The organism is Duganella phyllosphaerae, assembly GCF_001758785.1.
GTDB lineage: Bacteria > Pseudomonadota > Gammaproteobacteria > Burkholderiales > Burkholderiaceae_D > Rugamonas > Rugamonas phyllosphaerae.
Genome location: NZ_LROM01000152.1, coordinates 66,848 through 86,556, shown reverse-complemented (window position 1 = coordinate 86,556; position 19,709 = coordinate 66,848). Strand labels below are relative to the sequence as shown.

At 61.6% G+C, this 19,709-nt stretch carries 27 protein-coding genes, 1 tRNA gene and 1 pseudogene; 8 read left to right on the top strand and 21 right to left on the bottom strand.

What is annotated here, in order from left to right; translation table 11 throughout:
• Positions 1–8: 8 nt before the first annotated feature.
• Positions 9–200, bottom strand: a complete 192-nt coding sequence (locus DUPY_RS28545) for a hypothetical protein (protein ID WP_167359118.1) — start codon at positions 198–200, stop codon at positions 9–11.
• 50 nt (positions 201–250) lie between these two features.
• Between DUPY_RS28545 and upp the strand changes: the two genes are divergently transcribed.
• The 3 genes from upp (at position 251) to DUPY_RS25800 (ending at position 1,718) form a co-directional block, all read left to right on the top strand.
• On the top strand, positions 251–901 hold the full coding sequence (gene upp, locus DUPY_RS25810) for a uracil phosphoribosyltransferase (RefSeq protein ID WP_070252006.1): 651 nt from the start codon (positions 251–253) through the stop codon (positions 899–901).
• Positions 902–913: 12 nt separating this feature from the next.
• The gene (locus tag DUPY_RS25805; protein ID WP_070252005.1) at positions 914–1,273 is read left to right on the top strand and encodes an Hpt domain-containing protein; all 360 of its coding nucleotides are present in this window, start codon (positions 914–916) and stop codon (positions 1,271–1,273) included.
• A 241-nt stretch (positions 1,274–1,514) separates the two neighbouring features.
• Positions 1,515–1,718 (top strand): cold-shock protein, encoded by a 204-nt coding sequence (locus tag DUPY_RS25800; protein WP_008448165.1) that lies wholly within the window; start codon positions 1,515–1,517, stop codon positions 1,716–1,718.
• 138 nt (positions 1,719–1,856) lie between these two features.
• Here DUPY_RS25800 and DUPY_RS25795 read toward each other — a convergent pair whose 3' ends face one another.
• A complete protein-coding gene (locus tag DUPY_RS25795; protein ID WP_070252004.1) occupies positions 1,857–2,774 on the bottom strand; it encodes a LysR family transcriptional regulator in 918 nt (305 codons plus the stop codon).
• A gap of 197 nt (positions 2,775–2,971) precedes the next feature.
• Between DUPY_RS25795 and aceB the strand changes: the two genes are divergently transcribed.
• The gene (aceB, locus tag DUPY_RS25790; RefSeq protein ID WP_070252003.1) at positions 2,972–4,567 is read left to right on the top strand and encodes a malate synthase A; all 1,596 of its coding nucleotides are present in this window, start codon (positions 2,972–2,974) and stop codon (positions 4,565–4,567) included.
• A gap of 153 nt (positions 4,568–4,720) precedes the next feature.
• Here aceB and gloB read toward each other — a convergent pair whose 3' ends face one another.
• Positions 4,721–5,527, bottom strand: coding sequence for a hydroxyacylglutathione hydrolase (gene gloB, locus DUPY_RS25785; protein WP_070252002.1), 807 nt, complete (start codon positions 5,525–5,527; stop codon positions 4,721–4,723).
• A gap of 20 nt (positions 5,528–5,547) precedes the next feature.
• Between gloB and DUPY_RS25780 the strand changes: the two genes are divergently transcribed.
• The 4 genes from DUPY_RS25780 (at position 5,548) to DUPY_RS25765 (ending at position 7,750) form a co-directional block, all read left to right on the top strand.
• A complete protein-coding gene (locus DUPY_RS25780; RefSeq protein ID WP_070252001.1) occupies positions 5,548–6,390 on the top strand; it encodes a class I SAM-dependent methyltransferase in 843 nt (280 codons plus the stop codon).
• On the top strand, positions 6,383–6,832 hold the full coding sequence (gene rnhA / locus DUPY_RS25775; protein WP_019920826.1) for a ribonuclease HI: 450 nt from the start codon (positions 6,383–6,385) through the stop codon (positions 6,830–6,832). Before DUPY_RS25780 ends, rnhA begins: the two co-directional genes overlap by 8 nt.
• 54 nt (positions 6,833–6,886) lie before the next feature.
• Positions 6,887–7,603 (top strand): DNA polymerase III subunit epsilon, encoded by a 717-nt coding sequence (dnaQ, locus tag DUPY_RS25770; protein ID WP_070252000.1) that lies wholly within the window; start codon positions 6,887–6,889, stop codon positions 7,601–7,603.
• A gap of 72 nt (positions 7,604–7,675) precedes the next feature.
• Positions 7,676–7,750, top strand: a tRNA-Val gene (locus tag DUPY_RS25765).
• 89 nt (positions 7,751–7,839) lie between these two features.
• Here the strand turns inward: DUPY_RS25765 and DUPY_RS25760 are convergent.
• From DUPY_RS25760 to DUPY_RS29135, 18 genes and pseudogenes are all read right to left on the bottom strand, one after another.
• On the bottom strand, positions 7,840–8,850 hold the full coding sequence (locus DUPY_RS25760) for a tyrosine-type recombinase/integrase (protein WP_070251999.1): 1,011 nt from the start codon (positions 8,848–8,850) through the stop codon (positions 7,840–7,842).
• Complete coding sequence (locus DUPY_RS28140; RefSeq protein ID WP_141749683.1) at positions 8,739–9,077, bottom strand: DeoR/GlpR family DNA-binding transcription regulator; 339 nt, start codon at positions 9,075–9,077, stop codon at positions 8,739–8,741. The genes DUPY_RS25760 and DUPY_RS28140 overlap by 112 nt, the downstream gene beginning before the upstream one ends.
• Positions 9,078–9,195: 118 nt before the next feature.
• Positions 9,196–9,477, bottom strand: coding sequence for a hypothetical protein (locus DUPY_RS25755; RefSeq protein ID WP_070251998.1), 282 nt, complete (start codon positions 9,475–9,477; stop codon positions 9,196–9,198).
• Complete coding sequence (locus DUPY_RS25750) at positions 9,474–10,661, bottom strand: hypothetical protein (protein ID WP_070251997.1); 1,188 nt, start codon at positions 10,659–10,661, stop codon at positions 9,474–9,476. Before DUPY_RS25750 ends, DUPY_RS25755 begins: the two co-directional genes overlap by 4 nt.
• Positions 10,658–10,900 carry a hypothetical protein gene (locus tag DUPY_RS25745; RefSeq protein WP_070251996.1) on the bottom strand — a complete coding sequence of 81 codons (243 nt, stop codon included), beginning with the start codon at positions 10,898–10,900 and terminating at the stop codon, positions 10,658–10,660. The genes DUPY_RS25750 and DUPY_RS25745 overlap by 4 nt, the downstream gene beginning before the upstream one ends.
• Positions 10,897–11,340: a hypothetical protein gene (locus tag DUPY_RS25740; protein ID WP_070251995.1), complete on the bottom strand. Its 444-nt coding sequence runs from the start codon at positions 11,338–11,340 to the stop codon at positions 10,897–10,899. Before DUPY_RS25740 ends, DUPY_RS25745 begins: the two co-directional genes overlap by 4 nt.
• Positions 11,337–11,969, bottom strand: coding sequence for a hypothetical protein (locus DUPY_RS25735; RefSeq protein ID WP_070251994.1), 633 nt, complete (start codon positions 11,967–11,969; stop codon positions 11,337–11,339). The genes DUPY_RS25740 and DUPY_RS25735 overlap by 4 nt, the downstream gene beginning before the upstream one ends.
• 11 nt (positions 11,970–11,980) lie before the next feature.
• The gene (locus tag DUPY_RS28135; protein ID WP_141749682.1) at positions 11,981–12,565 is read right to left on the bottom strand and encodes a hypothetical protein; all 585 of its coding nucleotides are present in this window, start codon (positions 12,563–12,565) and stop codon (positions 11,981–11,983) included.
• A 60-nt stretch (positions 12,566–12,625) separates the two neighbouring features.
• Complete coding sequence (locus DUPY_RS29000; RefSeq protein WP_229255515.1) at positions 12,626–13,012, bottom strand: DNA translocase FtsK; 387 nt, start codon at positions 13,010–13,012, stop codon at positions 12,626–12,628.
• Between the two features lie 159 nt (positions 13,013–13,171).
• Positions 13,172–14,071, bottom strand: a pseudogene (locus DUPY_RS28995) (recombination-associated protein RdgC); the annotation flags it as partial.
• A gap of 7 nt (positions 14,072–14,078) precedes the next feature.
• A complete protein-coding gene (locus DUPY_RS28540) occupies positions 14,079–14,492 on the bottom strand; it encodes a recombination protein NinB (RefSeq protein WP_019920837.1) in 414 nt (137 codons plus the stop codon).
• Positions 14,489–14,677: a hypothetical protein gene (locus DUPY_RS28535; protein ID WP_070251992.1), complete on the bottom strand. Its 189-nt coding sequence runs from the start codon at positions 14,675–14,677 to the stop codon at positions 14,489–14,491. Before DUPY_RS28535 ends, DUPY_RS28540 begins: the two co-directional genes overlap by 4 nt.
• On the bottom strand, positions 14,674–15,366 hold the full coding sequence (locus DUPY_RS25710; protein ID WP_070251991.1) for a hypothetical protein: 693 nt from the start codon (positions 15,364–15,366) through the stop codon (positions 14,674–14,676). Before DUPY_RS25710 ends, DUPY_RS28535 begins: the two co-directional genes overlap by 4 nt.
• Positions 15,363–15,593, bottom strand: coding sequence for a hypothetical protein (locus tag DUPY_RS25705; RefSeq protein ID WP_070251990.1), 231 nt, complete (start codon positions 15,591–15,593; stop codon positions 15,363–15,365). Before DUPY_RS25705 ends, DUPY_RS25710 begins: the two co-directional genes overlap by 4 nt.
• On the bottom strand, positions 15,590–16,288 hold the full coding sequence (locus DUPY_RS28990) for a KTSC domain-containing protein (protein WP_229255507.1): 699 nt from the start codon (positions 16,286–16,288) through the stop codon (positions 15,590–15,592). The genes DUPY_RS25705 and DUPY_RS28990 overlap by 4 nt, the downstream gene beginning before the upstream one ends.
• 24 nt (positions 16,289–16,312) lie before the next feature.
• The gene (locus DUPY_RS25690; protein WP_070251989.1) at positions 16,313–17,812 is read right to left on the bottom strand and encodes a coiled-coil domain-containing protein; all 1,500 of its coding nucleotides are present in this window, start codon (positions 17,810–17,812) and stop codon (positions 16,313–16,315) included.
• Positions 17,809–18,579 (bottom strand): lambda exonuclease family protein, encoded by a 771-nt coding sequence (locus DUPY_RS25685; RefSeq protein ID WP_070251988.1) that lies wholly within the window; start codon positions 18,577–18,579, stop codon positions 17,809–17,811. The genes DUPY_RS25690 and DUPY_RS25685 overlap by 4 nt, the downstream gene beginning before the upstream one ends.
• Positions 18,576–19,694, bottom strand: coding sequence for a RecT family recombinase (locus tag DUPY_RS29135; protein ID WP_275531542.1), 1,119 nt, complete (start codon positions 19,692–19,694; stop codon positions 18,576–18,578). The genes DUPY_RS25685 and DUPY_RS29135 overlap by 4 nt, the downstream gene beginning before the upstream one ends.
• Between the last annotated feature and the right edge of the window lie 15 nt (positions 19,695–19,709).

Below are 19,709 nucleotides of genomic sequence, written 5' to 3'. Positions count from 1 at the left end.
TAAGCTTTCTAATTTGTATATGTGACATGCGGATTATGTGAATCTTGCAAATCCATAAAGCACTTTATCACTTCTGCGCGCGCTTTTACATGGGTATGGGCAACATTCTGTCCGGTTTCATTAATTTCTTTTGAGAAATCTCTAAAGCCGCGCAGATAGTTGTTTGCCGATGCCGCACTTGCAGCACTGCCGCGCCACATGCCCCGCTTGTATAATGGCGTGCATAAACGTCTTCATAGAGCAAATAATAATGAAACAAGATCCGCGCTTCCCGAACCTGTTCATCACCGATCATCCGCTGATCCAGCACAAGCTCAGCCACATGCGCGCCAAGGACACGTCCACCCGCACGTTCCGCGACCTGCTCAAGGAAATTACGCTGCTGATGGGGTACGAGATCACGCGCGACCTGCCGCTGACCACCCGCACCGTGGAAACACCGCTGATGACCATCGACGCGCCGGTGATCGCCGGCCGCAAGCTGGCCATCGTGCCGATCCTGCGCGCCGGCATCGGCATGAGCGACGGCCTGCTGGACCTGGTGCCGTCGGCGCGCGTGGGCCATATCGGCGTGTTTCGCGACCCGGCCACCCACCAGCCGGTGGAATACCTGGTGCGCCTGCCCGATACTGCGGAGCGTACCTTCATCCTGTGCGACCCGATGGTGGCCACCGGCAATTCGGCGGTACACGCGGTTGATGTGCTCAAGAAGCGCGGCGTGACGGATGAACAAATCATTTTCCTGGCCCTGGTGGCCGCGCCGGAAGGCATCGAGGTATTCCAGAAGGCGCACCCGGGCGTAAAACTCTATTGCGCCGCGCTCGACTCGCACCTGGACGACCATGCTTACATCGTGCCTGGCCTGGGCGACGCCGGCGACCGCATCTTCGGCACCAAGTAACCGTCTGCATATATGACCGCTTCGACCGATCCCGATTTCCGCGCCCGCCTGGCGGCGCTCAACGCCAAGTTCGCCGCCACCGTACCTGGCACGATGGACAAGATCGCGCAGGCGCTGGCCGCCTGCAACGGCAGTACGCAAGGCGGCATGCCATCGGCGGTGTCGCTGCATGCTTTGCACGAACTGTTGCACGGCGTGGCCGGTTCGGCCGGCACCTTCGGTTACCCCACGCTGGGCCAGGAGGCGCGTCGGCTTGAACAGCAGGTGCGGGCAGCAATGAAAGAGGGCGCCGGCTGGGATGGCGTGCCGGCCCAGATCGAGCAGTTCCTGGCGTGGGCCGCACGAGATCCTGGCGCCGTCGAATTCGATTGAGAGATGTTGTGCACTTGATCTAGCTCAAATAGGTTATGATCTAGTTGTCTATAATGACATGTACGCATTGACCGAGAGAGAAAACGCTGTTTTGCATTTATTTTTGTGAATCCGTGCTTTTCTCTGGTAAATGGGTATAATACGGAATCGTTTAGATTCAAGAGTACTGCAGTTTGTATGTTTTTCTTGCCTCAAACGATATCACGGGCGCAAGCCCAACTTAACTGAAATAGGAATTGTAATGGCAACTGGTATCGTAAAATGGTTCAATGATTCGAAGGGCTTCGGCTTTATCACCCCTGACGAAGGCGGCGAAGATCTGTTCGCTCACTTCTCGGCGATTCAGTCGGCAGGCTTCAAGTCGCTGCAAGAGAACCAACGCGTTTCTTTTGAAGTGACCGCTGGTCCTAAGGGCAAGCAAGCTTCGAACATTCAGCCTCTGTAATACGCTGGATCTAACGAAATAAGAAATCCTCGGTCACCGGGGATTTTTTTTCGTCTGTACGTTTGGTCAATCGGCACGTCCGGCCAGGAACGGGCCTGGCGCGTTGGCTCACGCTATCCGGCAAGGCCTGCATTGCCCTTACTGCTCCACGGGTTTGAGCCGCCAATAGTTCGGCTGCGCGTACGCCCGCCGTAAAAAATCCACGAACGCCCGCACGCGCAACGGCAAGTGCCGTCGCTGCGCGAATACCGCGTGGATATCGTTGCCTGGCGCGGCAAAGTCGCCCAGTACGGTGCGCAATTTTCCCGCCTCGATTTCGCTGCCCACCTCCCACATCGACCGCCACGCCAGCCCCTTGCCAGCCAATGCCCATTCGTGCAGCACCTGGCCGTCGTTGCAGCCCATGTTGCCGCCCACTTTCAGCACCACGTTCTTGCCGTTTTCGCGGAAGGTCCAACCGCGCTGGCTGCCTTCGCTGCTGATCGCCAGGCAGTTGTGCCGCGCCAGGTCGGCCAGGGTTTCCGGCGTGCCGTGGCGCTTGAGGTAGGAGGGGGCTGCCACCACCACCCGTTCGTTGTCGGCCAGCTTGACGCTGACCAGGCTGGAATCGGCCAGGCTGGCGATGCGGATCGCCACGTCGATGCCTTCGCCCACGATGTCGGTCACGCGGTCGGTCATGTTAAGCGTGGCGGTCAGGTCCTGGTGCTCGGCCAGGAATGACGGCAGCAACGGCGCCACGTGCTGGCGGCCGAAGCCGGCCGGCGCCGAAATCATCAGGTGGCCGGTGGCGCGCGCACTGCGCTCGGCCACGGCCGACTCGGCTTCTTCGAGCTCGGCCAGGATGCGCTGGCAATCCTCGAGAAACGCCGCGCCTTCGTCGGTAAGCGCCAGCTTGCGCGTGGTTCGCTGCAATAATTTGACGCCCAGCCGCGCTTCGAGCGCGTCTAGCCGGCGGCCGATCATGGCCGGTGCGATGCCTTCGGCGCGTGCTGCGGCGGACAGGCTGCCACGGGCCACCACCTCGACAAAGGTGGAAATCTGTCTGAACTGCCCCATCGTCAACTTTCTATCTGTGACAAAAACGCATGGATGAAGTGATATTTAGTCTCGTTTGCATCACTAAAGAGTGAATATACTGGAAAAAATGCCATAGCGTCACCGAGCCTTCACACTAAAAAAGAAACCGGCGTGCGCACTGTGGCGATGCTTATAATCTGGTATCGAAGTTAACTTTTCTCTTGGAGATTTCGCACATGACGCTGTCCACTAATCTGCCGCAGGGCATGGAAATTACCGGTGACATCAAGCCCGGATACGAAGCCATCCTCACCAGCGAGGCGCTGGAGTTGGTGGTCAAGCTCACGCGCGAGTTCGAAGCGCGTCGTCAGCAGTTGCTGGCCGTGCGGGTGGAGCGCGCCAAGCGGCTTGATGCCGGCGAACGCCCCGATTTCCTGCCTGAGACCGAACAGATCCGCAACGGCGACTGGACCATCGCGCCGATTCCTGCCGCTCTGGAGTGCCGCCGCGTGGAAATCACCGGCCCGGTCGAGCGCAAGATGGTGATCAACGCCCTCAACTCGGGCGCGGATAGTTATATGACCGACTTCGAGGATTCCAACACGCCGAACTGGGACAACCAGATCACCGGCCAGATCAATATGAAGGATGCGGTACGCCGCACCATCTCGCTCGAGCAAAACGGCAAGTCCTACAAGCTCAACGATAAAGTCGCCACGCTGGTGGTGCGCCCACGCGGCTGGCATCTCGATGAAAAGCACGTGCTGGTCGACGGCAAGCGTATTTCCGGCGGCATTTTTGATTTTGCCTTGTTCATGGTGCACAACGCCAGGGAGCAACTGGCGCGCGGCGCCGGCCCCTATTTCTATTTGCCGAAAATGGAATCGCACCTCGAAGCACGGTTGTGGAACGACATTTTCGTGATGACGCAAAACGAGCTTGGCCTGCCGCAGGGCACGATCAAGGCCACCGTGCTGATCGAGACCATCCTGGCCGCCTTCGAGATGGACGAGATCCTGTACGAACTGCGCGAACACAGCTCGGGCCTGAATGCGGGCCGCTGGGATTACATTTTCTCGTGCATCAAGAAGTTCAAGCTGGACAAGGACTTCTGCCTGGCCGACCGCGCCAAGGTGACGATGACTGCGCCGTTCATGCGCGCCTATGCGCTGCTGCTGCTCAAGACCTGCCACAAGCGCAATGCGCCGGCGATCGGCGGCATGGCAGCGCTGATTCCCATCAAGAACGATCCCGAGAAAAATGACGTGGCCATGGGCGGCGTGCGCAACGACAAGGCGCGCGACGCCACCGATGGCTACGACGGCGGCTGGGTGGCGCACCCGGGCCTGGTCGAGCTGGCGATGGGCGAGTTCACCAAGGTGCTCGGCGACCAGCCGAACCAGATCGGCAAGCAGCGCCCCGACATCGATGTCACGCGCGAACAACTGCTGGACTTCAAGCCGGAAGCGCCGATCACCGAGGCGGGCCTGCGCTACAACATCAACGTCGGCATCCACTACCTGGGCAGCTGGCTGGCCGGCAATGGCTGCGTGCCGATCCACAACCTGATGGAGGATGCGGCCACGGCCGAGATCAGCCGCTCGCAGGTGTGGCAATGGATCCGTTCCGACAAGGGCGTGCTGGAAGACGGCCGCAAGGTCACGGCAGACATGGTGCGCGCCATGATTCCGGAAGAGCTGGCCAAGGTGCAGCGCGACGCGCCTGGCGGCGACGGCCCAACCTATCCGCGCGCCGCGCAAATCTTCGAGGAAATGTCTACCTCGACCGAGTTTGCGGAGTTTCTGACCCTGCCGCTGTACGAAGAAATCTAGCTTCAGTCCGTCGTCCCCGAGAATTCAATCCGTCAGCCCCGCGCCTTCAATCCGTCATCCCCGCGAAGGCGGGGATCCAAGCTGAGTGCCAAGCACGCGGCGCCTGGATCTCCGCCAGTGCGGCGGCCTATACCGCGCCTCGCCACAATCAGATCAAAAATCGTTCTTCCACAAGCGCAGCGCCGTAAACGTGGCCAGCGGCGTATCCATTCCATCGAGCTTGCCAGCCTTGACCAGTTGCTGCGCGATCGCCGGTTCGCGGTAGCGCAGGAACGGGTTGGTGGCTTTTTCGATGGCGATGGTGCTGGGCACCGTGGGCAGGTTGTGCTCGCGCTTGTCGGTCTCCACTTTTACCCTTTCCTGCAGCGCGACATTGTCGGGCTCGACCACGCGCGCGAAACGCAGGTTGGATAGGGTATATTCATGGGCGCAATACACCTTGGTATCATCGGGCAGCGCGGCCAGCTTGCCGAGTGAGCTGATCATTTGAGCCGGCGTGCCTTCGAACAAACGGCCGCAGCCGCCCGCGAACAGCGTGTCGCCGCAGAACAGCCAGGTCGGCTCGCCATCATGCGGCGCGCGCACGTAGGCAATGTGGCCCATGGTGTGGCCGGGCACATCGAGCACGCTCACGCGCAGCGCCAGTCCGGGCACGTCGATCTGCTTGCCTTCGCCGACCGGCAAGGTGACGGTGGCGATGCTTTCGTTGCGCGGTCCGTAAACGGGAACCTGGTAATGCTGTAATAATTCGGGGACGCCGCCGATATGGTCAGCGTGATGATGCGTCAGTAGAATGGCGGTCAACCTGAGGCCGTGTGCTTTGAGCGCGGCCAGGACTGGTTTGGCTTCACCGGGATCGACGACTGCGGCATGCACGCCGTCATGGATCAGCCACAGGTAGTTGTCTTTGAACGCTGGAATCGTAAGAACACTGAGAGCTTGTTGAGAAGATATGGTCATTGGATCGCTAAAGGCTGGACATGGATAAAGCAGGTTCGGAGCAGTCCATTATAGCGCTGGAAGGCTGGCTGCAAACGCCCGCCGGTGTGTACATGCGTGCGTGGGAACAAACCTGTCTCGATAATTTAACGGTCGATATTTTCGGCTACAACGCGGTGCAGATCGGCCTGCCGCAGATCGATGCGCTGGCCGCCAATCGCATGCCGAACAAATGGCTGGTGGACCGCAAGGTGCGGCCCGAAAATATTGTGCCGTCCGTGCTGCCGGCACCAACCGGCCAGCCGGAAACGGTCATCGAGTTGCCGGCGGCGCCTGCGCTGCGACCGGTTTCGCTCACCTGCGATTTTACCGAATTGCCGTTTGCCTCGCACAGCCTGGACCTGGTGGTGCTGCCGCATGTGCTCGAGTTCTCCACCGATCCGCACCAGGTGCTGCGCGAAGTGGAGCGCGTGCTGATACCGGAGGGGCAGGTGATCATTTGCGGCTTCAATCCCACCAGCCTGTGGGGGGCGCGCCATGTACTGCGGCGCGTGGGCGGCGCCTCGTTCCTGCCACCCACCGAATCGCTGATTACCATGCCGCGCATGCGCGACTGGCTCAAGCTGCTCAACATGGGCGCAAGCCACAGCCATCTCGGCTGTTACGCGCCCGCCTGCCGCACAGAAAAATGGCTGCAACGTTACGCATTCATGGATAATGCCGGTCCGCGCTGGTGGCCTTTCTTCGGCGGCGTGTACGTCATCCAGGCCATCAAGCGCGTGAAGGGCATGCATCTGATCGGCCCAGCCTGGGCCAAGAAATCGGCCACCGCCCCGGCGGTGGTGCCGGCAACTAACAAAAGACGGGAACAGCAGGATGGATAAGGTAGAAATTTTTACGGACGGCGCATGCAAGGGCAACCCTGGCCTGGGCGGCTGGGGCGCCTTCCTGGTGGCCGGCAACTCCGAAAAGGAAATCTGCGGCGGCACGCGCGACACCACCAACAACCGCATGGAATTGCAGGCGGTGATCGAGGCGCTGAGCATCCTCAAGCGCCCGTGCGACGTGGTGCTGCACACCGACAGCCAGTACGTGCAAAAGGGCATCAGCGAATGGATCCACGGCTGGAAAGCGCGCGGCTGGAAAACCGCGTCCAAGGAACCGGTCAAGAACGAGGACCTGTGGAAGGCGCTCGACATTGCCCAAGCGCTGCACACGGTGGAATGGCGCTGGGTGCGCGGCCACAACGGCCATCCCGGCAACGAGCGCGCCGACATGCTGGCCAATCGCGGCGTGGAAGTGGCGCGCGCTGCCAGCAAAAAGTAAAACCGGCCGGCCTGTTATACTAGGCCGCTTGTCTGTAGCAATCACCGAAATACTATGCGCCAAATCGTACTCGATACCGAAACCACCGGCATCAACCCCAAGCTGGGCAACCGCATCATCGAGATCGGCTGTGTCGAACTCGAAAACCGCATGCTGACTGGGAATAACTTCCACGTCTACATCAATCCCGACCGCGATTCGGAAGAGGGCGCGCTCAACGTCCACGGCCTGACCACCGAGTTCCTGAGCGACAAGCCGCGCTTTCACGAAATCGTCGAAGACTTGCGCGCCTACATACAGGGCGCCGAAGTCATCATCCACAACGCGCCGTTCGACCTGGGTTTCCTGAACCACGAATTCAAGCTGCTGAACCTGCCGGATTTTTCCAGCCATATCGGCAGCGTGATCGACACCCTGGTGCATGCGAAAGAACTACACCCGGGCAAGCGCAACTCGCTGGACGCTCTGTGCGACCGCTATGGCATCTCCAACGCCCACCGCAAGTTGCACGGCGCGCTGCTCGACTCGGAGTTGCTGGCCGACGTCTACCTGGCGATGACACGCGGCCAGAACAGCCTGGGCATGGACGTGGAAGAAGTGAAGCCCGCCGGCAGCGAATTGCTGGCGCCGGTGGCCATGGCCGACATCATTTTCCTGCCGGCCTCGGACGACGAGCTGGCCGCGCACGTGGAAGCGCTGGCGGGGCTGGACAAGGCGGTCAAAGGACAGTGCATCTGGACTGCCGCCATGGCGCCACAACTGCCGGCGTAAGGCAAATCGGAAGAATTTTCATGTTTGCCCTTCCATTTTACGCGAGACGTATCGTATAATTCGCCTCGCTTCGGGAGGTTAGCTCAGGGGTAGAGCACTGCATTCACACTGCAGGGGTCGCAAGTTCGAAACTTGCACTTCCCACCAAAAAATTTCTAGTGATTTCAATCACTTACAAGAAAGCCGGCCTTTAAAGAGGTCGGCTTTTTTTATTCAGTGTAATTTTTCAGTGTAATTTACTTGCGTGAAACCGCCACCAATTGCGACAGCTTATCCAGCGCCAGGCGCTGCGCATCGACCTGCAGGTGGGCATAGCGCTGGGTGGTCTGCACGTTGGCGTGGCCGAGGATCTTGCTGATTGTGTACAGGTCCACGCCCAGGCCCAGCATGATGCTAGCGCAAGAGTGGCGCAGATCGTGGAAGTTCACATGCGGCATGCCCGCTTTCACGCGCGCCCGGCGCCACGACGACTGCACACCGTACAGCGTCATTTCCAACGGAAAATATTTCAACCATGGCCGCAGCGCCGGGATGATCGGTATTACTCTCATGCGCAGCGTCTTCGTATTGCTGGCAGGGAAGGTGATCGCGTCCCTGCCGATATGCTGGCTCTCGATCTTGAACAATTCGCCCCGCCTTGCGCCAGTCAGCAGCGCGGCCCAAATTGCCGCCTGGGCGATGGGAGTGCAGAACGAAGCTATCTTTTTCACCTGCTCGACGGTTAGGAACACCTCGCGCTTGTTGTTCACCGCGACCGACTCGATGCGCAGCCCGTAATTTTCAGGAACGAGCCGCTGGCGCCATGCCAGGTGCAAACCCTTCTTGGCGCAGGCCAGGGATCGGTTGATGGTGGCGGGCGCGTACGCCGGCTTCATCTTGCCGGTTTTCCGATCGGGTATGAGCTTGCTCATGTCGCGGATGACGTGGTCTGCGAACTCTTGCGCCTGGCTGGCCTTGTATTTCTCTGCCCACGCGCCGAGTCGCTTGGCATGGTGCTTGGCCGTGTCTGCACTGCGCAGCGCTGCCGAATGCTCCACGAAGATCGCGAGTATCGCGGCCATCGGTGGATCACCAGGCACGCGGACCTGCTTATCCTTCGGCGCCCGGGCCACCGCCGCCCTCAGCTCGGCCTCGACTAGCTTGGCATCACCCGCAGTTGCACCTTCCGACAACTCTCGGTGAACTCTTTTGCCATCGACCATGATTCCGACGTGGAGCTTGCCCTTTTTATCTTTCCAGATTGACATACTTGATTGTCCTTTAACCACTGCTTGCATTCTGCCAGGTCGTAGCGCTTCGAGCGCACGCCGACCGGCGTGTACGGCATTCCCTGCTGCTCGAGCCGCCGGATCGTCGATTCACTAACGCCCAGGGCGGTGCAAATTTGTTGCCGGTTCAACTCGCCCATCGGGCTTTTGTTTTTGCTCGCCACCAGCTCGGCGATGCGGGCCAGTTCGTTTTCGTCGAATTTCACGGTGGCGTCTCCTGATTGATCTGCCGCGCCAGGCGCTCGGCCTGTTCGCGGGTGCAGTGCTGGTCGTAGGCCATGATCTGCTCGGGGGTGATGCGCATGTTGTACTCCTTGTTGGTTGCTACCCAAGTCGCCAGATACGGGTGAAGCCACGCTCCGGCCCGGTCTTGTAGGTTTTCCTGGAATACTTCCCGCCGAATTTCTGCTCCAGGATCGTGGTGACACCGCCGACGACTTCCTCCGATGACACCAGGATGGAATCTCCGACCGCCATGTCCGCTGCAACTTCCTTAAGCTTGGTCATGGCAGTGCGCTGGCGACGGGCTGGGATCGGGACTCCGCTTTCCAGCAAGACTTCGCCTTGGGGCAGGTGACGTTGTGTGGGGAGGTCTTTAGCCTTCACGTCGTCGGGCCTTTCTTTGCAGCGGCGAGAATGGCGTTCCATTCGGACGCCAACGGGAAGATTTGGGCGCGATTCAGTCGCTCGACGGTGCGCTCAATCAGGCCGATCAATTCCCCCACCTGCGCGACGTTGACGGGGGCAAGTTTGTCGGCGTATTCGATGATCGAAGACCGCAGCCACTCCACGCCGCGATTGAAGCCGTCCGCGTAGGTGGTCGCGGTCTCTTTCGTATGCGTCAATGGCTGCACCTGGATATTCACCAACTGGACCATTGCAAGCGGGCCGAGACCCTTGTCTAGACACGTACTCGCCTTCACTTGCGCCATCATGGCCTTGGCTATGGATACAGGCTCTTCCAGCGGCACGCCGTTGCGAATGGCCGAGAGCAGCGCCGCATCGCTCACGCTATCCGGCTGCACGGCGGCGTGGCCCTCATACTCGCCATCCAGCGGCAGCACGCCGTCCGTATCGTCGTTCCAGCAGCACATGCCGGTGCTCACCTTGCCGTCATCGTCCCGGTGTTGGCGCACGCCGAACGTGAGATCATTGTCTAGTTGGTCGCGGTCGGCCAGACCGTCCGGGTTGATGAAGTCCAGCGCCATACGCAACTGGTGACCGTCGAGCGTTATCGTGGCAGGCTGCACGCTGGCGGCAGGAACATGGGCGAGATAAATTCCAGTCGAGCAGCTCTTCACAGGGGTATTGCGTACCATGACGTTGCGGAAAGTTGCGAAGTCAGAAGGCATTGAAGAAATGCTTGCAATTGAGCTTTTCGTCATGTAACCAAACGGCTCTTGCCCCGCAACTGGCGCAGCGCCCGGGGCGGCGAGAGCTGCGCGGGCGTCGGCTCGGCGCGTAGCTTCGCACCAAGCGTCGTAAGCGGCAACGCGGCAGTCCTCGACTTGCTGCTCGGTTTCCACTCCATCGCATGAAAGCGTGTTGCAGAAATAAGCGTTGAACGCCGCGAGGTCCGCAGCCACTGCCGCAGGCTGCTGCACTGGCTGGGCAGGGATAGATGCGTTATATGCCTTGACGAATTCTTGCAGCCAGCGTTCGGGCATCCACTGCCCGAAATTGTTATTTGCCGTATTCGCAGCAGAATTCACGGCATCCCAGCCGAGAGACTGCATTCCCGTTTGCGCGGGAACCGCTGGCACCGGCGTTTGTTTGATGTCGTCGTTCATACAGGTTGCTCCAATATCGTTATGTCACATGGCCGCACCGGATCGGCGCGCCCCTTGAGGTAGACCACCATTTCCGCATCGCCTTCGTGGTGGCAGTAAGTGCTGACGAAGTACTTCGCGCCGTTGAAGCCCACCGCCTGGCACCGCTGCCGCGCGCGGGTGATCCGCAGGTCGTGATCGTCGGCCAGATCCTGCGCGGTCTTGACGCGCTCGGCTGGCGCCTCGTCGCGCGCGCTCACTTCGACATCCAGTCGCAGAGCAGGGCGGCCAGGACCAGGCCGTAAAGCTTGAGGGCGCCGATGCAGGCGACGCGGCGGGCTGTGAGGTACTTCGTTGCGCTGGCCGCGTCATTGGAGTGCATGCTACGATTTCCCTTCACCTTGGAGGATTTATGGACCGGAACGAATTTATCGCCGCAGTTATCGAAAGCGCTGCCGCACGGGAGCTGGGCGTAACCTGGAATCGCAACGGTCGCGCGTCGATCTGCTTCAACGCGACTAGCAAAAAGAGTCTCCACGCTGACCACCTTGGAGAGCTTTTCGACCGTGGGTATGCCGACGCCAACCGGACTGCGGCTGAGCGAAACGCACTGGTGAGACTGGTCGCTCCAGGTCGGCCCTGCACTCACCGCGGACTCCGACAGATAGTCGAAACGCTGCCAGCTTAGGTGGCGGTTCAAGGCTTCACCCGCAGGAACGAAATAGCCCACAGCCACGGGTTGGCATCCCAGTCTCCACCAGTGGATTCCCATAGATCGCGCCAGGCGCTACGCAGGGTTGGCCGGCCCGAGGCGTTGCCATCCTTCGCCACCACGTCATAGCGCTCCTGCGCCTCGGCCAGCGCCACCATGTCGATGCCCTCGGCCTCGATGTCGGAATCGCTGATGTCCTGCAGGCGCTCGATGCGAACGCCGGTGATTTCCAGCATGATGCGACTGGCTGAGCGCGGCATGTGGATGCTCGGCTTCCAGGGGCCGCCGTAGTCGGTGCGGTTGTCGCCTTCGCGATAGACCACCCATTCTTGACCGGGCGCCTGACAAACGGCTGTACGGGCGAAAGCTTCGCGCACCCAAAGTCGATCTCCTGGGCGGCCGTGCGGGCACAGGTCATCAAATATGCCGGGGTGCTGCTGGAATTGCTCCACGGACATCATCGACTGTGCGAGATTCGACGGCCACCAGTGCTGGCCATCGCTGCTTGGGCGCACTTCTGGCTGCGGCTTCATGATCCGCCGCGTCTGCGTCTTGCTGCCGTCCAGCGTGGCGCGCACCATGGCGCCGTTCATGAGGATGGGGCGTTCATTGCTCATGTTATTATTTCCTAATGAGAATATTTAAAATTGCTGGCGGCTGCCTCGCTACCGCATGCGCTAGCTTCTTCCTTGGCTACTTCGGAGCGTCGCTGTATTGCGCCCCTCCTGTAACTTCCGCCGACTGTGCTGCCTGGGCGGGCGCAATTGGAACGGTTGGTACGTTGATCGGAACCATCTGGCTCGCGACCGCTGCCGAGCGAACTCGTGTTCGGGAGCAGTCCGCGCGAGCTGCAGTAGCTGCCTCTGCCTTGCAACTTCGGATTACATCTGCGTTGAAACTTGTTCAAGATGTGAAATACGGTCTGACGAGTGCCGAGGTTCAAGGTTTCCGATATGAGCAAATGGCGGAAGAGATCGCCAAAGCAGATCTGTGGACCGATGACGAGGTATTGCCCTTGATGATTTTGCCCCGCAATGTCACCTCCGAACTCGTTGCCGCCAGAGATGTTCTCCGACACTGTGTTGGCTTGCTCCGATCGGGAAACCCAAGGCGAATCCTTAGCCCTGAGCGCTCCCAGGAAATTGAGGAGGAAGCAATCCGATACCTTAATCAGGTTGCCGGAAGTCTTGACGTTGCGGCCACCGAGTGCCATCGATTTTTCGTTGGGACTACGCATGTTGAGTATTGAGATTCATGCCGTGTTAATACCTTTTTATTTGAGTAGCTCGCGATTGCCGTTCGACATTAGCGGCCCGACGACGGATCCCTCCATGTTCTCCAGCAGGCGTGACGCGCGGTTATATCCAACACGCAGGTGGCGCTGGATCAGCGAGATCGACGCGCGCTGGTTGGTGCGCACCACGGCTACGGCCTGGTCGTACAGCGGATCGGTGGCGCTGCCGTCGCCGACCGGCACGTCGTCGGCTAGGCTCGTCACCACGCGCTGCTCCCGCACTGGTTCGTCGCCGGCTGCCGGGCGCGGACTCGGTTCCACAATCTCCACCGCCGCAACCAGGAACAGTTGGGCCGAAGTCGAGCCGGTGGCCTGCTCCTTCGCCAGTGCGATGGCGGCCTCGACGGCGCCGCCGGCTTCATCCATTCGCGCCCGGACGCGCGCCATGTAAGGCTCGATCGTCTGCTCGTACAGCGTGCCCAGCACGTCGCGGTGGAGGGCGCGCTGCTTGTACAGCTCTGCGCCCAGGCGCACTGCGCGCTCGACATTCTGCTGGCCGGGTGGAGCCGCACGCTTCTCCACGCCAGGCGCATCCATCGTTGCCTCGCCGCCCAGCGCTTCCACCACGGCAGCCAGCATCTTCGCCAGTTCTCCGGTCATCAGAATGAAGTCGCCATCGAAGCGTTCGGCCTCGTTGCGGGTGCTCGACTCTTTCTCGCTCAGCACGTCGAGCGCCTTGACCGACTTAATGGCCAGGGTCTCGTCGAGCACAAACGAGATTTTGCTTTCCCACGTCATGGCCAGCCGCGTGCACTGCTTGCCGGCCTCGATGTGGCGGCGCACCTCGCCGGGCTCCAGGGTGTGGCGTTTGTACGCGACCTGGGCCTTGCTCTCGCCGGTGGCGCGCAGCGTGGCGTCCATGTCGACGGTGAAGCCGACCGGCGCCTCGTCGGTTTGCAGCCATTCGGTCATCACGCCCACGGGCGAGCGCTGCACGCGCAGGCTTTCCAGTGGCAGTTTGTCCACGGCCTTGAGCAGCAGCTTGATCACCTCGTCGGCCTTCGATGGGCTGGCGGCATCGACCACCAACCAGCCGTTGACCGGATCGATCCACACCAACGTCTGCGCCTTGATGCTGAACGCACGCGGCAGCAGCTCGTCGGCCACGCGCTCCTTCAATTCTTTCATGGCTTTCTTGCCCGGCGCGAAGCCTTGGGCCTCTTCCATCTCGGCGGCGCGCGCGGCGGCCACCTGGTTGACCACGGTGGACGGCAGCAGCTTCTTCTCGGTTTCGAGCTTGAGCAGGTACTGCTTGTTGACCACGTGGACCAGGTCGCCATTCGGGCGCGGCGCGGACCAGCCCTGGCGCAGCAGTTCGTAGCTGCTGGCTGGGGTGAAGGCGTGCGGCTCGAGCGCGGCCACCAGGGCCTCGGCGGTCATTGGCCAGTTGCTCGGCAGGCGGTAAATTTGGAGGTTCTTAAACATGGTGATCCTATTCTGAAAATACGACGCCGCGCGCGGTGCCGAAGGCGTACAAAAATTCAATGAACTGCGCCGCTTCCTTCACGTAGAACTCGGCGGTCTGGATGCCGAGTTGCACGGTGCGGCGCCCGTCGAAGCTCACGGTGACGCGGCCGTCGTGATGCAGCGGCGTGCAGGCCAAGCGCATCTCTTCGGCAAACTCGTCCACCAGCAGGCGCTTCATGTCGTCCGCGTCCCACTTGCGGCCGATGTGTTCGATCTGTTTCGCGATCTCGCCGATCATCGCGTGGTACTTTTCCTCCTGGGCCCGCTTCTTGCGCGGCTCGGAGAAGACGACCATCCAGCCCTCCGGCGCTGTGCCGGCGAACGCTGCTGCGCGGCGCCGGGCCTCGGCGTGTACGAGGAAAAACGTTTGGCGCGTCATGGCGGTGCTCCCGCAGCCACCGTGATCATCACCGACAGAAACAGGCGCTGCGCCACCGCGCGCGTCTCGTCCAGCGTCAGGCCGGTGATGGTGATGGTCTCGCCGTTTAGGCGCTGCACTACCGCGCCGAGCGTGCCCTGGTCGTCGATCTGGCCGACTTCGACCAACGTGCCGGCGATGATCATGCCGGCACCGCCTCGGCCGCCGACTGCTTGGCCGCGTCGTATTTCTCGATACCCCATGCCAGCGCGTAGCAGCACCAGATGATGCTGTGCGTGTATTCGGTGAAGTCGCGCTCGAACAGGTCATCGAACTGCCAGCCACGATGCTGCGAGTCGCGAGGATCAGCATGGTGAAAGTCGTAGGCCGCATATTGCGCACGGTCGCCGCCATCTTCCAGCGCGCCAAGCACCTCGTCCTCGACGGCCTCCCACAGTTCCCGTCGCCCCTCCTTGTTCAGTGAGTTGCTTTCCTTCGCGTCACGCATCCACTGCACGCGGTATTCGTTGATGACCAGCTTGAACTTTTCTTCATCGAACGCCTTAGGCTTGCCGCCATGGCGGTTACCATCTACCGCGATCAACTTTTCGGTCCAGTAGCCCAGGTTGATGCCCAACTTCCGCCCGCGAGACTGGTTGTATTCCCGGTCAGTGCGAAAGAACTCGAACATGTCCGTCAAGCGTTGAAACACGTACGTGCCCATGTCGCCGGTGTAGCAGAGGTGGCCGGGCCAGGTGATCAGGTCGAAAAACATGTCGCTGCTTTCCGGCTTCTTGAAGCGGATGTGGCGGCTCACGCCGTCGTCGCGGATCACGGTCATTTCGTGCTTGGCCACGTCGAGCAGGAATCGCTCTTCGGTGCAGGCGGCGCTCATACGGCCGTCGCCGGCGTCACGCGGTCCAGCAGATAGCAGCCGCTGATTCCCTTGAGCCAGATGACGGCGCTGTGGCCGCTGAGTACCTGGGCCTCGCTGGTGGTGATGGTCTCGCGGATCTCGCCACCATCCAGCTGCACCGTGACGGCGGCACCGACATGGTGCGCCGCATTGAACTTGTTGCAGGTCGCCTGTAACTGCGCGGCCGATGGTGGCCGGCGGCTCACGCTGCACCGCCCAGGTCGGCCACGTCAATGACGATGCCACGGCAGTACACGATGCCGTCTTCCATGATGTCGAAGGTGGCATGCGGAACGTCGGTGCGGTAGGTCCAGCTGGTGTCATCCTCGGCAGCCCACAGAGCCTCGACCTTGCGCGCCAGCGGCTCGCGGGCGAAGAAGTCCTTGAGCACCGCGTCGTCATCGATGCTGTCGCGATTCGGCAGCAAGCCCTTCGCGTCGATCAGGGCCACACCAGGCGCACCGATCTCGTCGCATTCGATGCCGCGCAGTTCCATCAGGTCGTCACTGGCGCCGAAGATCACCAGCAGGCCGGCCGCCTTAGCCTGGGCCTGCTCTTCCTTCGTCAGGTCGAAGGGGTATTCGCGGCCGTGCAGCGCCACGGCCAGCAGTTCCTTGCTCAACTTCGGTGCCGCAACCGGCGCCGCCACCGGCACGCCCATGTTCTGGTAAGGGTGCTTTTGCTTGTGCGGCTGGATGTGCGCGATGAAGTGCTTGCCCACCGACTCGGCGCCTGCGAATGCGGTGAATTCTTGCGCCGTGAAATTGGCGTAGTGGTACACGTTGCCGGGCGCGCCCTTGGCAAAGAACTGGACGGCTAGAGTCTGGCTGGCGGCGTCGTGGCCGATGGCGTGCAGCTTGCTGGACTTGACCGGGGTGAGGGCAATGCTGTTTGCGTTCATGGATGGCTCCTGGTGGTGAACTGGTTAGACGGAAAACTTGGCCTGGACGGCGGCGATGTGCCGGGTCAGCGCAGCGCACATGCGCGGGAAATCGGCGTCGTGATACAGCTTGGCGGCGCGGTCGGTGGCCGCCGGGGCGAAGCCAAGCGAAGTCAGAAATTCGGCCGTCAGCGAAATGCCCAGGCGCTCGCCGATCTGGCCGAGGCGCAAGGCTGGCGGCGTGGTCGCACTGGCGGCGCTGCCGATCGAGAACAGGTCGTCGGCGACGGCCGCGCCGTTCTGCGCATTTGCGAGGTCGGCCAGTTGGCCCTGATCGGCCAGCGCAGCGGCCTGATCCTGGGCGATGCCCTGGTGCGCGGCGGCGATGGCGCTCCGAATGGATGGCTGTGCTACCTGAGTGGCGCGGTCGGCCGTGGCCTGCGCCGCGCGCTGGGCGGACACTTGGGCGGCCTGCTGCTCCATCTGCGCCTTCGTTTCGGCAGCCACGCGGTTGCGCTCGGCCTGGTCGGCGGCAGCCTGGCGCTCAGCAGCAGCTTTCGTCTCGCTCGCCTGGCGTTCGGCATCTGCGCGGCGCTGGGCAGCCTCGGCGGCGGCCTTGGTTGCGGCAATCTCTGCGAGCTGGCGGTCGATTTCAGCTTGGGCAAGGCGATTCTTTTCGGCCTGGGCGTCGGCTTCGGCTTTCAGGCGCGCAGCGGCAGCTTCACGCTCGCGCAGTGCAGCGGCTTCCTGTTCGGCGGCCAGCGCGGCCAGGCGGTCGGCCTCCGCCTTCTGTGCTGCGGCCACGCGCTCGGCCTCGGCTTGCGCCAGGCGCTGACGTTCGGCGGCGGCTTCGCGCAGTTGCGCCAGTTCGGCGCGCTCGGCGGTGATGCGGGCGGCTTCTGCTTCCGACTCGCTCGCGGTGACTTGCAACGCGGCGAGCTTGGCCAGCACCTCGGTGCGCGCCGTTTTGGCCGCATCCAGCAGCGTGCCGAAGGTGTCATCAGGCTCGTCGGCTTCCAGCGCCGCCACCATCTTGGCAATGACCTCGGCCGACTGGCCGACGGCCTGGAGCGGCAGTTCGCGGATAGCGACGACGCGAAGGCGGGTCTGCTCGGCGCGCGCTGCCTCGGCTGCCTTCAAATCTTCCTTGCGCTTTTTCTCGGCCTCGATGGCGTTGTGAAACTTCGCCTCATACGGCGCCACCGCCTCGAGCAGGTCGCGGTACTTTGTGTCAAGCAGCTTGCCGATCTGGAGGATTGGCGCCTTGCGGTCGGCACGGGCCTTCTCGCCGGCGATGCGCACGTCGTCGCGGAAAGCGGCACGGTACTTGATGCAGACGTCCATGCCGGCGGTGGTGCTGGCGTCAGGGGTAATGGCGTCAGCTTCAACCTTCAAAGTTTCCAGTTTGTCGTTGAATGGTTTAAACACCTCCGCGACATACTTGGCTGGATCCAGGGTGATCAGTTGGCTGGTGGCGGGCGCACCGGTGCCAGCCTGGATTGCGACGGCGCCGACGGCTTCGTTTTCTGCTGGGTGGTTGTTCATACTGCTTCCTTCATCCGTAAAGTAGTTTCGTAGTGGGTGACCAATTTTTCAAACTCGGCAAGCTCCTCGACCATCTGGTCGATGTACTCGTCGTCGCGCTGGTAGGTGCGCATCCAGAGGTGCTTGTCGATGATTTCCATCGCGGGGCAGTACACACAGAAGTCCCACCACTTCCGCGCCGTGAGCCACATGCAGCCCTGCACCTGGTCCATGAACTCGCTCGCGTCGCCGTCGATGTAGATGCGTTGCAGGCGCTCCGGCGATATCAGGCATTTGTATTCACTGCCGCCGTCCTTGCCGATCAGGCCGTCGGCGCTGGCGCCGAACAGGTGGTCACCAGAGAGAACGAAACCCGCACGCTGCACCATGTGGCCGCTGGCAATCTCGTGCTCTCGCCGCGCTGCCGGCTCCAGTTCGTGGCCGCGCCGCATGGCGTATGTTTCGAAGCTTTCATCCAGGGGCATGCCGCTGATACGCTCGATGGCCAGGCGAAAGGCGTAGGCCTTGGCCGCTTCCGAGAAGTCACCAACCGGCAAGCCTTCGATGGCGCGCTGGATGGATTCGGCTTTCGGCGCCGCACGGTAGCCGGCCAGATCGCGGGCAGCACCCTCGCTCATGCCGGAGCGCATCGCGGTGACGTACGCCTGCTGCTTCTCGTCAAGGCCGCCGGTGCGCGAGCGGGCAACCACGAACATGCTGGCCGTGATCACGCCCGCGCGGGCCTGGTGCCATTCCGGGCTTCCTTGGGCGCAGTTCAAGACGATCATTTGCCCGCTCCAACTGCCTCGGCGCGGGCCTTCAACTTGGGATATTCATTGACCAGGCAGTCTTGCGTAGCCGGCGACAGGCGCCCCCATACTTCGTCGAAGAAGTCGGCACCGGCATCAGCGTCGGCCGTGAGGTCGGCCAGCAGTGCTTGCATGTCCGCCGACAGCGGCTTCGTGGTACCAGCGGTCGGCTCGGCGTCGATGGTGCGGCCTTGGTCGGCGGCGGTCGCCGCAGCTTTCCAGCCATCGTGATGGGCGGCAAGTGACTTGCGGTTTGGCGCACCGGTGTCGCTCCAGAATTTCTGGTAGGCGGCGACGCCCTTGGACGCGGCAGCCTGTGCTTCGTGAATCAGTTCCGGCGCTGCCTCGGGTGCAGGCACGGTGCCGGTGACATGCTCAGCCATTGGGGTGATATCCCGGATCTCGCGGTTGACCTCCTCCAACTCATCGGGGGTGTAGACGCCCAGGATCACGTCCGGCGCGTGCAGTCGAGTCCAGCGCTTCACGGCAAGGTACGCCAGTTGCTGTTTCGGGTCGGACGCCCAAAGTGGCGAGTTGCGAACACTAGCTTGGACCAGCAGCAGATCAAGAACGCGAGGCTCCGATTCTCCCTTCAACGTGCAAGACACGCGCACGCCGAGACCTGCCTCGGCTTCCATGCCGTAATCCGGTACGCGGAATTGGTATTCTTTCTTGTCGGCCTTGGCCGGCACTGTGATGACTTTGGTCTTGCCGATGATCCGTTCCCATGGACCGTACCATTCGTAGTTGAAGCGATCTTCTGCGACGCCGCTCGACTGGATCACAGCATTGACCAGTTGCGCCTCGTAGCCCAGCGCCCCGTTGACAAGATGGGTCTTTTGAGCGACGGCAAATGGATTCATGCGCCACTGGACGGCCTGCATAACCACTGCGGCGCAGTCGGCTGCGTTGCCCCGCAGGTGCTCTGGGATCGTAGAGCGACCCTTCGCCATGATGTCCGCCAGACGCATGATGCTGTCCATGCTCGCGCTGTCCAGTATCAGCGAGGCGCTACTGGTGGCGACCATTGGTAGGTCAGCGGGGGCGGGCGCAAACTGCATAGCGGCTTGGCTTTCTTTCGTAACTGCGTTCATGCTTCTCTCCAGGTG

Bases quoted from the DNA above. Each gene is read 5' to 3' on its own strand.
- DUPY_RS28545 (WP_167359118.1), bottom strand. From the start codon at position 200: ATGTGGCGCGGCAGTGCTGCAAGTGCGGCATCGGCAAACAACTATCTG.
- upp (WP_070252006.1), top strand. From the start codon at position 251: ATGAAACAAGATCCGCGCTTCCCGAACCTGTTCATCACCGATCATCCG.
- DUPY_RS25805 (WP_070252005.1), top strand. From the start codon at position 914: ATGACCGCTTCGACCGATCCCGATTTCCGCGCCCGCCTGGCGGCGCTC.
- DUPY_RS25800 (WP_008448165.1), top strand. From the start codon at position 1,515: ATGGCAACTGGTATCGTAAAATGGTTCAATGATTCGAAGGGCTTCGGC.
- DUPY_RS25795 (WP_070252004.1), bottom strand. From the start codon at position 2,774: ATGGGGCAGTTCAGACAGATTTCCACCTTTGTCGAGGTGGTGGCCCGT.
- aceB (WP_070252003.1), top strand. From the start codon at position 2,972: ATGACGCTGTCCACTAATCTGCCGCAGGGCATGGAAATTACCGGTGAC.
- gloB (WP_070252002.1), bottom strand. From the start codon at position 5,527: ATGACCATATCTTCTCAACAAGCTCTCAGTGTTCTTACGATTCCAGCG.
- DUPY_RS25780 (WP_070252001.1), top strand. From the start codon at position 5,548: ATGGATAAAGCAGGTTCGGAGCAGTCCATTATAGCGCTGGAAGGCTGG.
- rnhA (WP_019920826.1), top strand. From the start codon at position 6,383: ATGGATAAGGTAGAAATTTTTACGGACGGCGCATGCAAGGGCAACCCT.
- dnaQ (WP_070252000.1), top strand. From the start codon at position 6,887: ATGCGCCAAATCGTACTCGATACCGAAACCACCGGCATCAACCCCAAG.
- DUPY_RS25760 (WP_070251999.1), bottom strand. From the start codon at position 8,850: ATGTCAATCTGGAAAGATAAAAAGGGCAAGCTCCACGTCGGAATCATG.
- DUPY_RS25750 (WP_070251997.1), bottom strand. From the start codon at position 10,661: ATGAACGACGACATCAAACAAACGCCGGTGCCAGCGGTTCCCGCGCAA.
- DUPY_RS25735 (WP_070251994.1), bottom strand. From the start codon at position 11,969: ATGAGCAATGAACGCCCCATCCTCATGAACGGCGCCATGGTGCGCGCC.
- DUPY_RS28135 (WP_141749682.1), bottom strand. From the start codon at position 12,565: ATGGCACTCGGTGGCCGCAACGTCAAGACTTCCGGCAACCTGATTAAG.
- DUPY_RS29000 (WP_229255515.1), bottom strand. From the start codon at position 13,012: ATGGATGAAGCCGGCGGCGCCGTCGAGGCCGCCATCGCACTGGCGAAG.
- DUPY_RS28540 (WP_019920837.1), bottom strand. From the start codon at position 14,492: ATGACGCGCCAAACGTTTTTCCTCGTACACGCCGAGGCCCGGCGCCGC.
- DUPY_RS28535 (WP_070251992.1), bottom strand. From the start codon at position 14,677: ATGATCATCGCCGGCACGTTGGTCGAAGTCGGCCAGATCGACGACCAG.
- DUPY_RS25710 (WP_070251991.1), bottom strand. From the start codon at position 15,366: ATGAGCGCCGCCTGCACCGAAGAGCGATTCCTGCTCGACGTGGCCAAG.
- DUPY_RS28990 (WP_229255507.1), bottom strand. From the start codon at position 16,288: ATGAACGCAAACAGCATTGCCCTCACCCCGGTCAAGTCCAGCAAGCTG.
- DUPY_RS25690 (WP_070251989.1), bottom strand. From the start codon at position 17,812: ATGAACAACCACCCAGCAGAAAACGAAGCCGTCGGCGCCGTCGCAATC.
- DUPY_RS25685 (WP_070251988.1), bottom strand. From the start codon at position 18,579: ATGATCGTCTTGAACTGCGCCCAAGGAAGCCCGGAATGGCACCAGGCC.
- DUPY_RS29135 (WP_275531542.1), bottom strand. From the start codon at position 19,694: ATGAACGCAGTTACGAAAGAAAGCCAAGCCGCTATGCAGTTTGCGCCC.